This window comes from Brucella sp. NBRC 12950, assembly GCF_030268145.1.
Taxonomy (GTDB): Bacteria; Pseudomonadota; Alphaproteobacteria; order Rhizobiales; family Rhizobiaceae; genus Brucella.
Window position 1 is genome coordinate 22567 of the sequence record NZ_BSQC01000009.1, and the last position, 12939, is coordinate 35505.

Below are 12939 nucleotides of genomic sequence, written 5' to 3' on the forward strand. Positions count from 1 at the left end.
CGCTATGGATCGTCTGATGAGCCAATTACCGAAGATCAATAAGGGAAATCTATCCGAACAAGTATACGCGAGCATTCGCGCATCCCTGATGGATGGCCGCTATGAGCCTGGTGAACGGTTGACCATTGCAAACCTCGCGGAGCAGCTGGGCGTGTCGATCACGCCGGTCCGCGAGGCGATCTTCCGGCTTGTTACAGAACGCGCGTTGGAGATGCGGGCCGCGACCTCAATCCAAGTCCGCAGCCTGACGCCGTCAGAGCTACGCGAGATTCAATTGATCCGACATCATCTCGAGGGCGAAGCGGCGGCACAGGCTGCGGTAAAGATATCCGATAACGGGCTCGCGGCGCTCGAAGCGATGCAGGCCGATTTCACGCGGGCAGCAGCCAGCGATCCGCTGGAAGCCTCGCGCGTGAACCGCGAATTCCACTTCAAACTCGCCGAAACCGCGCAGATGCCTATGCTTTACGCGACAATCGAAGGCATGTGGGCGCAGATGGGTCCGCTCATCCATCTCTATCATCTCAATACGCCCAAACGCGTGCTGTCGAGCGGCGATCATGGCCATTACGACCTGCTTCGCGCGCTCGCCGCCCGGGATCCGGAAGCCTCACGGCGGGCCATCCAGGCCGATATCGGCGTCGGCGTCGTCATGGTTGAATGGCTGGAAGCGAAAGAGGCGGCCGAAGCCGCCTCCTAAGATTTCAAAGCTCGATCCAGGTCGTCTTTAGTTCGGTATATTTATCAAGTGCGTGGAGGGATTTGTCGCGTCCATTGCCCGATTGCTTAAAGCCGCCGAACGGCACTGTGGCATCGCCGTGATCGTAGCAATTCACCCAGACGGTGCCAGCGCGGAGCTTACGCGCAATCTTGTGGGCGCGTGACAGGTCGCGGGTCCAGACGGCCGCAGCCAAACCATAGGCAGTATCGTTGGCGACACGCACGGCCTCTTCATCATCCTCCACAGTAATTGTCGAAAGAACAGGACCAAAGATTTCCTCGCGTGCAATGGTCATATCGTTGCGGACATCGGCGAAGATGGTGGGGTTGACGTAAAATCCATTTGGCGTGTCGTTCGGCCTGTCTCCACCCAATACCAGCCGCGCGCCTTCCGCCTTGCCCTTCGCGATATAGCTTTCGACGCGGTCGCGATGGCTACTCTCAACCAGTGCGCCGAGTTTGGTCGCCGGATCCAGCGGATCGCCCGGCCGGATTGAGCGGGCGGTATCGACGACGATGTCGAGGAATTGGTCCTGAATTCGCTTCGACAGGATCAACCGAGAGGGGGCGACGCAGACTTCGCCCTGATTGAAGCAGATCGCCGTCGCCGCACGCTCCGCCGCAACCCGCAATTCCGGCACGTCGTCGAGAATGATGTTCGGCGACTTGCCGCCACATTCGAGGAAGACACGCTTCATGTTTGACTGGCCGGCATATTGCAGGAACATCTTTCCGACCTCACCCGACCCGGTAAAAGCCAGGCAATCGACATCCATATGCATACCTAGCGCCTTGCCTGCGGTTGGTCCAAAACCGGGTACGACGTTGAAGACACCATCGGGAATGCCGGCTTCTGTTGCCAATTCGGCAAGGCGAATCGCCGTCAAAGGCGACTGTTCGGCGGGTTTCAACACGACCGAATTGCCCATGGCTAGCGCAGGCGCGAATTTCCACGTCGCCATCAACATCGGGAAATTCCACGGCACCACCGCGCCGACGACGCCAATCGCTTCACGGGTGATCATCGCCAATTGGCCAGGACCCGTCGGCGCGATCTCGTCATAAAGCTTGTCCGGACATTCCGCATACCATTGCAAGGTATCAAGGACGACGTTGACGTCGATATTGCGGCTTTCAGAAACTGGCTTTCCCATATCGAGGGTTTCTAGAACGGCGAGCTCATCCATGTGCTTTTCGAACAGCAAAGCGAAGCGCTGTAGCACTTTTTTACGCTCCTTCGGCGAGCGGTCGCGCCAGACGCCAGCCTCGAAAGCCCGACGTCCCGCCTGCACGGCGCGATCTATATCCTCGCGGTCGCAGGCGGCAACGCGGGCAATCACCTTTCCGTCTCGCGGAGAGATGTCGTCGAACGTCTCCCCCGAGGCCGCATCGCTGAAACGGCCGTCGATAAAGGCCTGCCCCCGAATGGTGATGCGGTCGCGAATGGCGGTCACATCCGCCTTTGTCAGTGCAAGATTCACGTTCTCCTCCAATTTTTACCCGTGACATATATCATATATCATGTTACATCGCGATCTCGCAAGGAAATGTTGCCTGCCGTTTGGCAAATCAGAGGAGGAGCGCGTGAAGCAGCCGATGAGAAACGATTTTCACCCCACGGAAGCCGAGATTGCTCGCCTGAGAGATCGTGCGCAGTACATTCGGTTGGAGACAATCCGGCTAATCGAGATCGCCAAGGTGGGGCACTACACCTCGGTTTTTTCAGCCGCCGAGATATTCGCCGCTCTCTATTATGACGTGATGCGGTTGTCGCCCGATCCGAAATGGCCAGATCGCGACCGGTTTCTGATGGGTAAGGGCCACGCAGCGGTCGGCCTGTTCCCCATTCTCGCGGAGCTTGGCTACATCCCAAGCGAGGTGCTTGACGGCTATACTCGCCTCGGCAACCCACTCGGCGACCATCCCGACATGCGTAAGGTACCCGGCGTCGATTTCTCTTCCGGCTCCATCGGCCACGCCTTGTCAAACGGCCTGGGCATGGCGCTCAACGGCCGCCGTCAGGGTCGCGACTTTACCACGTTCGTCATGCTCGGCGACGGCGAGATGCAGGAAGGCCAGGTCTGGGAGGCCGCGATCGGTGCCGCCCATCACAAGCTCTCCCGTCTCGTCGCAATCATCGACCGTAATGGCTATCAGCTCGATGGCGCAGTGGATGACGTCATGGGCATCGAACCGCTGGATGAGAAATGGCGCGCCTTTGGCTGGGAAGTGCATGTCGCCGACGGCCATGACATCGCTGGGCTGACCTCGCTGCTGCGCCGCGTCAAGTCCGATGCTTCTCGCGACAAGCCCTGCTGCATCATCGCCCGCACCCTCAAGGGCAAAGGGGTTTCCTACATGGAAACCGAGCCGGGCTGGCATCTCGGCTACCTCGATCCGTCCGACGCCGACGCCGCCCGTCAAGAAATTCTTTCCAAGGTGATCTGAGATGAACATTGCCAATCTGCGGCCAAATTCACCCAATTCCTGGCATTATCGCGAACTGAACATGAAGAATCCCGGCCTGGACCACCTGTCCAACGGGCTGATCTCGCTCGTAGAAGAGGGCCATGACGTTGTCGCCGGCTCAGCTGACCTGCAATATTCCAACGGCCTCAACCGCTTTGCCGCGCGTTTCCCAGATCGCTATTTCAGCTTCGGTATTTCTGAACAGAACATGGTGTCGGCTGCGGCAGGCATCGCTACCACAGGTACCATGCCCTATGTCGCGACCTTCGCCTCTTTCCTCGGTCTGTTGACCTGCGAACAGATCCGCATGGATGTCGCTTATTGCGCTCTGCCCGTGCGTCTGATCGGCCATCACACTGGTATTTCAATGGGGTTCTACGGCACCTCCCATCATGCGACCGAAGACATCGGCACGATGCGCTCGATCGCCGATCTGACTGTTGTTTCGACCGCTGACGGCCCGCAGCTCGAAGCGGCAATCCGTGCCTCGATCGATCATGACCGACCGATCTATTTCCGCACAGGGCGTGGGCGCGAGCCCGATCTGTACGACGCCAAAACCGAATTCGTGTTCGGCAAGGCGATTGAGCATGCGCAGGGCGAAGAACTGACGATCATCGCCTGCGGCCTGCCAGTCCATCCCTCGGTGCAGGTCGCACAAAAACTGAGGGCCGAAGGCCGCAGCGTCGGCGTCATTGACATGGCGACGATCAAACCGCTCGACCACGACGCCATCCTCGCCGCTGCCGCACGCTCGAAGGTCATCCTGACCATCGAGGAGCACAACATTCTCGGCGGTCTGGGCGCAGCCGTTGCCGAAGTCCTTGCAGAAGCAGGAAGCCCAGCGCGGCTCGTGCGCCACGGCATCCGCGACGAATACGCGCTGATTGCCCCGCCGTCTCATCTTTACGCCCATTACCGGCTCGACCAAGCCGGCATCGAATCGGTTGTCCGCGACATCATCTGCTGATTGCCGTGGTCGCGCGCCGGGAGGGCGCGCGATCCTTTACATCGAACTTCAAAAGAGGGAGAGAGACCATGAGGTTCCTGAAATCCGCATCCCGCATGCTATGCATGGCGGCCCTTGGGCTGGCCGCGACGACGGCCATTGCCGCCGACAAGCATGAAATCTACACTTTACTGCCGAACTCGGCGCTGTCGGGTGTCATCGATCCCGCCATGGCGGATCGCTCTGCGATCGAGAAGGCCCTGCCAAGCACCACGCGAGACCCCTCCAAGAAACTCGTCATCGGCTGGACAGAAATCACGCTTGGCAACCCGTGGTTCGTCAGCGTCGTCGATTCAGCAAAAGCCAAGGCGAACGAATTTGGCTACGTACTCGATGTTCAGGTCGCCGATGGCGATCCGGCCAAGACCTCGGCCCAGATCGATGCCTTCATCGCCAAGAAGGTCGATGTCATCGTCATGGATCCGACCGATCTCGCCGCTGCGGCAGCCGATGCCCAGCGTGCCGTCGATGCTGGCATCCCGGTGATTGCGCTCGGCACCGTGCCGGATGATAGCCCGATTGTTACTACAGTGCTCTTCAACCCGTATGGTAATGGTTTCGAGGCTGGCCGTTTCGTCGCGCAGCATTATGGAGCGGATACCCCGATCACCGCGGCGGCGATCCTCGGCACCGTCGGCAATTCCACATCGGAAAGCCGCGTCAACGGCATGATCACCGGCATCATCTATGAGCGGTCACAACAGCTTGGCCTGAAACTTACCAAGGAAGACGCGATGCTCGCGGGCTTCAAGAAGTTTCAGGAACTCAAGACCGGCGGCTCCTTCGATTATCCGGAGGTGAAGTTCAACGTCACTGCAATGGGTGTCGGTCTCTGGACCGAGGAAGGCGGTCTTAATGCGGCCGAAGACATACTGACAGCGCATTCGTCCAAGCTCGACTTGATCCTCGCAGAAAATGATTTCATGGGCATGGGTGCGTTGCGGGCGCTGGAAAACCAGGGCCTCAAGGGCAAGATCGCCGTCGCTAATGCGGCGGACGGTTTCCGCACAGCACTCGATCTAGTGAAATCGGGCGACATGCTGGTCACCGGCCTATGCTCAGGTTCGCATACCGGTGAAGGCGTCGTGACGCTTATAAACCAGATCTTCGACAAAGGTTTCGACGCTAACAACCTACCGCTTGGCTCGTACTATCCCTCGCAGATAGTGACGCAGAAGAATGCCGACGAATTCATTGATCCCGACACCGCCAATCCCTTCTTCCGCTACACCGTTCCGCCCTTCAAGACGATCACCGAACTGAAAGGCTGAGCCCATGTGACCCGGCGGGCCCTTCTTCAGGCCCGCCTCTATCGCAAAGGAGGATGAGATGGACCGATTGAACATGCGGGAAATTTCCAAGGAATTCGGCGGCATCGCCGCTTTGAACAGCGCGCAATTTTCCGCTCGTGCCGGGGAAATCCATGCACTGATGGGCGAGAACGGCGCGGGAAAATCGACCCTGATGAAGATCCTCGCAGGCGCTTATACTCATGACGACGGCGAAATTTGCATCGACGGCGCTCCTGTAAGCATTGCCAGTCCTCAGGACGCGATCCGCAAGGGCATTTCCATTATTTATCAGGAATTTTCGCTCGCGCTCCATCTGAGCGTGGCTGAAAACATTTTCATCGAAAGGCTGGGACATGGCCTGTTCGTCGATCGCAACGCCATGCGTCGCCGCGCAGGTGAACTCCTTGCTGGCATGGGCTTTGACGACATCAATTCCGATGAGATCGTTGGCAATCTCACCGTCGCCCACCAGCAGGTGGTCGAGATCTGCAAAGCGCTTTCGCGAGAATGCTCGATCCTCGTACTCGACGAACCCACCGCCGTTCTCACCAACCATGAAACGGAAAAACTCTTCAAGCTGGTGCGGCGTCTGCGCGAAAGCGGCGTCTGTGTCATCTATATCTCTCATCGTCTCGACGAGATTTTCAGCCTTTGCGACCGCGTTACGGTGCTGAAAGATGGCGCGAGCGTTGGCACCTGGGAGATCACCGCCCTCGACCACAAAAGCCTCGTCAATCTAATGATTGGCCGCGAACTCAAGGATTTTTTTCCCGCAAGGCAGGCGACGCTGGGCGCCGTCACCCTCGACGTCGAGGCGCTGGAAACAGGTCCGCTGGTTTCCAACATCAGCTTCCAGGTCCGGCGCGGCGAAGTATTGGGCATTGGCGGCCTCGTCGGCGCAGGTCGCAGCGAAGTCTTGCGGGCAATTTTCGGGGCAGACCCGCTCGCTTCCGGCACGATCCGCCTAAACGGCAAGCCGCTTCGCATCCGTAAACCCGGTGAAGCCGTGCAAGCAGGAATTGGGCTGCTTCCGGAAGACCGCAAACATCAGGGTTGCCTTCTCGACTTGCCGATCCTCACCAATGCGATGATGACACCGGTCAACCCCCATCTCGGGCCTTTCGGCTTGCTGCGTGACAGACACGAACGCACGGCGACGGAAAGCTTACGCAAACAGCTTAACCTCAAGGCTGCTAGCATCGACGCTGAGGCAGGCACCCTGTCCGGCGGCAATCAACAGAAGGTTGCGCTGATGAAATGGCTCGTTTCCGGCTGCGAGGTGCTGCTACTCGACGAGCCGACCCGTGGCGTCGATGTCGGAGCGAAGGTCGAGATTTACCGTGTCATCAACGAACTGGCGGCCAACGGCGCCGCCATCATCATGGTCTCCTCGGAAATGCTTGAGTTGATCGGCATGTGCGACCGCGTGCTGGTCATGCGCGCCGGAAGGATTGCTGGCGAATTATCCGGCGCCAACATCACCGAGGAAGCCATCATCGAACTTGCTATGGGGCGCGAGAATGTCCACTAACCCAAAGGCCGCGAGCCTCGTTTCCATTCTGATAAATTACAACATCTACATCATGCTGGTGGCGCTTATCGTCGTTTCCAGTGTGCTTTCGGAACACTTCCTGACTTTGCAAAATATCTTCAACTTGTTGCGGCAACTTGCTCCACTTTCCCTTGTCGCGATCGGAATGCTGCTGGTGATCCTGACCGGTGGCATCGATCTCTCGGTCGGTTCGGTCGCTGCAATCGGCGGCATGGGGGTCGCCATGTTCATGCCGGCGTTGCCCTTCGATGGCGGCATTGCACTTGTTCTCTGTGTGATCGGCGCTACCCTGTTCGGCGGTTTGCTCGGCGCGATCAACGGTGTACTCGTGGCCGGTTTTGGCATGGCCTCATTTGTGGCGACACTTGCGATGATGACCATGGCCCGCGGCCTCGCCTATATGCTGTCAAACGGCCAGCCGGTCCGATTCCCACGGGAGCTGCCGACCGCACAAATTCTAACTGAATTCGGCAGCAAGGGCATGCCGGGCATCGGCCTACCCTGGCCGGTTCTGGCCGTGCTGTTGGTCATCGCGCTCTTCATCTTCCTCTTGCGGCGCACCAATTGGGGGCGTCTCACGATCGCGACGGGCAGCAATGAGAACGCAGTGCGTCTCGCCGGCCTTCCTGTCTGGCGTTACAAGTTCCTTGCCTTCACGCTGTGTGGTGCACTTTCCGCACTTGCCGGCATCTTCGTGACGGCGCGCACGGCGGTGGGAACGCCGGTCACCGGTATCGGCCTGGAACTTGACGCCATCGCCGCCTGCGTCATCGGTGGGGCGCTTCTTTCGGGCGGCAAGGGAACGATCGTTAATACAATGATTGGGGTCCTTATCCTCGGACTGATCGGCAATATCATGAACCTGATGAGCGTTCCCGCCTATCCACAACAGATCATCAAGGGCGTAATCATTATCCTGGCGGTGCTGATGCAGGGTATTAGTGCAAATGCGAGACGACGCGTCTGACGTTTTGCGAAACAGGACGTGGCCGCATCGCGTTGCGATGCGGCCTTTTTTGTCATTTGAGGAAATCGACAAGCAGACGCACCTGCTGTTCGATCATATGGATGCCCCGATGAACATGGCAACCCTGCGCCGTGGCCGCAACCAACAACGGCGTCATGTCCGGCTGCATCACCACTTCCGCAACGATTGCCCCCTCTTCGAGCCGCTCGAGCAAGACAGGCAAAGCATCGCCGTCATGCATCCCAAGAGCTGTTCCATTGATGACAAGCGCGTAACCGGCGGGGTCCGCTGCCCCGGCCGCAATGCTTGCATGTGGAAATGCTGCGACGAGCTGTTGCGCCAAATAAGCTGCCTTTTCCATGGAGCGATTGGCAATAGTCAGATCGGTCACGCCGGCCCGCAACAATGCATGTGCCACCCCGCTTGCCGCGCCGCCTGCGCCGACCAGAAGCGTACGAAGGCCTGAAGGCTCATGTCCTTGCGACCGCAGGCCGGCGACGAAACCCTCGCCATCGAACATTCCGCCAGTCAGGCTGCCATCGGCCTCACGGCGAATGATGTTGCAGGCCCCGACAAGGCTTGCTGCTCCAACTGTTCGGTCGCAGAGCACCGCGACCGCAGTTTTGTGAGGAATGGTGATGACCATGCCGGCGAGATTGTCGATCGCTTTCATGCTCGCGACCGTTTGCGTCAGCATGTCCGGACGTACATCGAGCGGAACCATGACCATGTCGATCCCTTGACGGGCACATTCGACATTAAAGAGGGCGGGCGTTCGCACATGGCGCGCGGGATGGGCCAGCAGGGGAACAAAGCGGGTTTTTCCGGAAATCATACGGTTCTTCCTCAAAAACGATCACAAGGCACTTGCGTCTCAGTAATTATCATATATCATATATCTAAACTTTTTGAGAGCAAAAATGTCCGATCCCCTTACTATTTTCGATGCGCAGCTCAAAGTCTTCGGTGCGCCGTCACGTTATATTCAGGGCCGTGGAATACTTGGCCGCATCGGTGGTTTTGCCGCGCAGATCGGCGAAAGCGTCGTACTTGTGGCGGACATCCATATACTCCCCCTTGTCGAGCCGATCCTCCGTCGAACCTTCGATAACCTCGGCATGGACCTTACAGTTCTGCCCTTCCAGGGTCAGCTTGGGCTGGAAACTGCCGATCGCCTCTCCGATGCCCTTGGGCAATCGACTCCCGAGATCGTCATTGCCGCCGGAGGCGGCCGCTCCATCGACGCAGGCAAAGCACTGGCCGACAAGCGCGGGCTCAAATTGATCACCGTCCCGACGGTTGCCTCAAACGATGCGCCGACCAGCAAGAATTACGTGCTCTATGACGAGAACGACATTTTGCTCGAAGTCAGGCATCTTTCGCGGAACCCTGATTTCGTCGTTGTCGACACCGAGATTCTTGCTGGAGCGCCGCAAGCCATGTTTGCTGCCGGACTGGGTGATGCACTGTCGAAAAAAGCAGAAGCTCTCGCCTGCGCCGAAGGGCGCGGCGTCAACATGTTTGGCGCGCGTCCGACACACCTGTCCGGCGCAATCGCATCGTTATGTTACGACACGCTCGTTGAACAAGCGATTACGGCGTTTGACGCCGCCGGTACCGGCAAGCCGAACATGGCGTTCGATGCGGCGGCCGAGGCCATGGTCCTGATGGCGGGCCTGGGTTTCGAAAGCGGTGGCCTTTCGGTGCCGCATGCTCTGACCCGTGGACTGACGCATGTTCCGGGTGTTGCAGGCAAGCCGCATGGATTTCAGGTCGCCTATGGGCTCGTCGTTCACCATTGGCTTCTCGGCGAAGCGCTGCCGACTGCCCTCACCGCAATCTATCGGCATACAGGCCTGCCTCTGTGCCTTGCCGCATTGGCGGGACGCCCCATCGAGGATGGACATTTAAGAGCCGTCGCGAATGCTTCGATTGCAGTGCCGCATATGCTGAATTTTCCGCGGCCACTAACGGTCGAAGACCTCGTCGAGGCAATGCGCGCAATCGAGATAAAAGCCGCGTAACGCACCGAAGCAGAAAATACAGGAGGAAAAAATGCCTATTGAAGACCCCGCGAAGGCGCTTGCCGTGGTGACAGGCGGCGGCACCGGAATCGGCCGGGCGGTCGCGGAATTGCTGGCCGATACGGGCTACCAGGTTATCGCGCTCGGTCTCGACCAGGATGCGGATCTACGCGCCGACATCATCTTTCATCAGGTCGATCTAACCGATACCGCTGCCAGCATCGCCACTCTGCCGGAGGGACGCCCAGTTGCCTGCCTCGTCAATTGCGCCGGCATGTTGCGCCATCAGCAGGAATGGGAAACGGATGCGTTCGAGCAGGTGATGCGCGTCAACGTTACCGCCAGCTTCGCATTCGCGACCGGTTTGTTGGAACGGCTCGAGGCCGCGGTCGGCGCTGTCGTAAACGTTGCCTCGATGTGGGCAATCTTCGGCTCACCCGGTGCGCCAGCCTATACTGCGAGTAAGGGCGCTGTCGCCGCGATGACCCGATCGCAAGCCGTTGCCTGGGCCCCACGCGGGGTTCGAGTCAATTCAGTTGCACCAGGCTGGGTAGAAACGCGCATTTCCGAAAAGGCGCGAACCGACGCGGAGCGGGCCGAACGCATCGGCTCGCGCATCCCCATGGGGCGCTGGGCGCAACCCGCAGAAATCGCAACCGTCGTGCGTTTCCTGCTGTCATCCGACGCTGGATATATCACCGGCGCGATGATTCCCATCGACGGCGGTTATTCCATTTGCTGAGGAGCATGCCATGAAAGCTTGGGTTCACGACACGACCGGCAATCCCGATATCCTGCAACTGCGCGATATGCCGAAGCCACGCCCCGGGCGCGGCGAGGTGCTGATCCGCAATCAGGCAATTGGCCTCAATCCGGTTGATTGGAAGTTCATTCAATGGGGACATGATGCCTGGTCCTGGCCACATATTCCCGGCGTCGACGGGGCCGGTGAGGTGGAGGAGACCGGTGAGGGCGTCAGCCATATCGGTGTCGGAGCGCGCGTCGCCTATCATAACGACTTGCTGCGCCCAGGCTCCTTCGCCGAGTATACGGTCATTCCAGCGCGTGCGGCCATTCCGTTGCCCGATAGTCTGCCCTTTGCCGCAGCAGCTGCAATTCCATGCCCCGGGCTTACTGCGCAGCAAGCAATTGACAAAGTTCCTCTCCAGCCCGGCGCTCATGTGCTCGTCACAGGCGCGTCTGGCGCAGTTGGCGGCGCGCTATTGCAATTGGCTCGTGGCAGGGGGTGGATCGTCCACGCCATCGCCTCCGCATCGCAGGCCGACCGTCTGCTTTCGCTCGGCGCAGCCACAGTTACCGATTACCGCAACGACGGCTGGAAGCAAGAATGGAAGCGGCGTACAAAGCACCAGATGCTGCATGCCGTCTTCGACATGGTCAGCGGCGCCCATGCCGCCAGCCTTGCACCACTGCTGACAGCCAACGGGCATCTCGTCTGCATCCAGGACCGCCAGGAAACTGCGCCCCTGCCCGCCTTTACCACCACAATCTCCCTGCATGAAGTCGGTCTCAACGCCATGCACGCTCATGCCTGCGACAATCAATGGGGGCAACTCGTGGCCGCTGGATCCGTAATTGCTCGACAGATTGGCGAGGGACGGTTTGACCCTCAACTTATCGAAGCCGTGAAATTTGATGACCTGCCCGCAGCACTGTCGCGTCTCAAGGAAGGCCCAAACCCTGGAAACCGTGTTGCGGTCCTATGAGAAGAAATCATTGATTTCCAGTCATGCTAACGATCGTCGCCGGTAACACGCAAGCCGCTGCTTTCATGATCGTTGAAAAAGCCGCTGATCTTATCCTGAACAAACAGTGAGGTTCTCTGTTCGAAAACCGTCAGTTCCTGGCCAGTTGTGATCTTTGTAGCTCCAGAACCCTTCTGAAGCAAAAAGCCCGTCTGTAAAGTGCGAATCTCCCCAAATATGCTGCCAAAGAAAATTACGTATCCTCAACTTCCAGCGTCGGTCATCGAGTGAGCCTAGTTTAACTTCAAAGCGGATTGTTGCTAGGTTTCTGGTCAAGAATGACGATCACGATTTCGATGCTCAGATTAGGCTTCCTGCCAATTTTGGCCACCATAAAATAAGTCAAGCACAGTAACTTCTTGGGCAGTGACGCGGAAGGCGACTTTCTTTTGTTCGTGGCCAAATCCGCGATTCTATATCGGTTCATGACTTCCAGAAAGGTTGTCTAAGCGCCGGCAGCAATTGCTGCTAATGCCTGATTAGCGAAGCCCCCTGCCATCCGCTATTGCCGTCTCTATTCTGGACGTAACGCAAAAGATCGGGCTGAACATGGCGCAATACTTCGATTTCCTTTGCGGGTACCGTAAGACTGATACCGGCATTGCGACCGCGCGTGGCAAACAGAAATCCGTATTGCACAAAGCAGCCTCCCAATGTGAGCAGCATGATCCTTCGACGTAATTGCCTTCTGTTCTGCATTAGCAGTCAGAACTATTTTGTCTGGCGTTCGGGCACAGGCAGCCAGTATAAGTATGGCTATTTCCGCCTACGCGTTACCTGAACAATGTTGTCGAGGCTGACCACGGCATGGCAAAGCAGCTGATCAGACCGATCAGAGGGTTCAAGACGTTGAAGAGGGCATATCCGACGATTGAGGGCTTCGAGGTCATACGGGCGTTGCGCAAGGGCCAGAATTCTAGTTTCAACCTGACACGAGATATCCGTGGGAAAGCGCGTATCGTTGAACGCGCCTTTGATATCGGGCCGAGCGCGTTGACAGAAGCCGTGGAAGTGCTCGCCCAGGACCTACACGGTCAGACCGCTTAACAGCAGAGAATGAGGAGTTTCATTGCCAACCGGATTTTTTCAACAGAGTCCCTTGCAGAGACCTCGGTCACAAACACAGTGAAGTGGCCGGAT

Annotated in this window: 12 protein-coding genes and 1 pseudogene; 10 read left to right on the plus strand and 3 right to left on the minus strand. The window is 58.2% G+C overall.

Features of this window, described 5'->3' with window-relative positions; genetic code table 11:
• The first annotated feature begins 16 nt into the window (after positions 1-16).
• On the plus strand, positions 17-700 hold the full coding sequence (locus QSJ70_RS15755; RefSeq protein ID WP_285537723.1) for a GntR family transcriptional regulator: 684 nt from the start codon (positions 17-19) through the stop codon (positions 698-700).
• Between the two features lie 4 nt (positions 701-704).
• Here QSJ70_RS15755 and QSJ70_RS15760 read toward each other — a convergent pair whose 3' ends face one another.
• Positions 705-2201 carry an aldehyde dehydrogenase gene (locus tag QSJ70_RS15760; RefSeq protein ID WP_285537724.1) on the minus strand — a complete coding sequence of 499 codons (1497 nt, stop codon included), beginning with the start codon at positions 2199-2201 and terminating at the stop codon, positions 705-707.
• 115 nt (positions 2202-2316) lie between these two features.
• Here QSJ70_RS15760 and QSJ70_RS15765 point away from each other — a divergent pair, with 115 nt between their 5' ends.
• From QSJ70_RS15765 to QSJ70_RS15785, 5 genes are all read left to right on the plus strand, one after another.
• Complete coding sequence (locus tag QSJ70_RS15765) at positions 2317-3168, plus strand: transketolase (protein ID WP_215780605.1); 852 nt, start codon at positions 2317-2319, stop codon at positions 3166-3168.
• Position 3169: 1 nt separating this feature from the next.
• Positions 3170-4159, plus strand: a complete 990-nt coding sequence (locus tag QSJ70_RS15770) for a transketolase family protein (protein ID WP_285537725.1) — start codon at positions 3170-3172, stop codon at positions 4157-4159.
• Positions 4160-4227: 68 nt separating this feature from the next.
• Complete coding sequence (locus QSJ70_RS15775) at positions 4228-5469, plus strand: sugar ABC transporter substrate-binding protein (protein ID WP_285537726.1); 1242 nt, start codon at positions 4228-4230, stop codon at positions 5467-5469.
• A 58-nt stretch (positions 5470-5527) separates the two neighbouring features.
• The gene (locus QSJ70_RS15780; protein ID WP_285537727.1) at positions 5528-7021 is read left to right on the plus strand and encodes a sugar ABC transporter ATP-binding protein; all 1494 of its coding nucleotides are present in this window, start codon (positions 5528-5530) and stop codon (positions 7019-7021) included.
• Positions 7011-8009 (plus strand): ABC transporter permease, encoded by a 999-nt coding sequence (locus tag QSJ70_RS15785; RefSeq protein ID WP_215779591.1) that lies wholly within the window; start codon positions 7011-7013, stop codon positions 8007-8009. The genes QSJ70_RS15780 and QSJ70_RS15785 overlap by 11 nt, the downstream gene beginning before the upstream one ends.
• A gap of 52 nt (positions 8010-8061) precedes the next feature.
• On the opposite strand, the gene QSJ70_RS15790 is transcribed toward QSJ70_RS15785, so the two are convergent.
• Complete coding sequence (locus QSJ70_RS15790) at positions 8062-8844, minus strand: shikimate dehydrogenase family protein (RefSeq protein WP_215779593.1); 783 nt, start codon at positions 8842-8844, stop codon at positions 8062-8064.
• An 85-nt stretch (positions 8845-8929) separates the two neighbouring features.
• On the opposite strand from QSJ70_RS15790, the gene QSJ70_RS15795 reads away from it, so the two are divergent.
• From QSJ70_RS15795 to QSJ70_RS15805, 3 genes are read left to right on the plus strand one after another with little or no spacing between them, the layout of a single operon-like run.
• Positions 8930-10033, plus strand: a complete 1104-nt coding sequence (locus tag QSJ70_RS15795; protein WP_285537728.1) for an iron-containing alcohol dehydrogenase — start codon at positions 8930-8932, stop codon at positions 10031-10033.
• 31 nt (positions 10034-10064) lie between these two features.
• Complete coding sequence (locus QSJ70_RS15800) at positions 10065-10775, plus strand: SDR family NAD(P)-dependent oxidoreductase (protein ID WP_285537729.1); 711 nt, start codon at positions 10065-10067, stop codon at positions 10773-10775.
• A gap of 10 nt (positions 10776-10785) precedes the next feature.
• Positions 10786-11760, plus strand: coding sequence for a zinc-binding dehydrogenase (locus QSJ70_RS15805; RefSeq protein ID WP_285537730.1), 975 nt, complete (start codon positions 10786-10788; stop codon positions 11758-11760).
• A gap of 507 nt (positions 11761-12267) precedes the next feature.
• On the opposite strand, the gene QSJ70_RS15810 is transcribed toward QSJ70_RS15805, so the two are convergent.
• Entirely contained in the window at positions 12268-12438 is a 171-nt protein-coding gene (locus QSJ70_RS15810; protein WP_285537732.1) for a hypothetical protein, read from the minus strand.
• Between the two features lie 135 nt (positions 12439-12573).
• Between QSJ70_RS15810 and QSJ70_RS15815 the strand changes: the two are divergent.
• Positions 12574-12846 (plus strand): annotated as a pseudogene (locus QSJ70_RS15815) (DDE-type integrase/transposase/recombinase); the annotation flags it as partial.
• Positions 12847-12939: the final 93 nt, after the last annotated feature.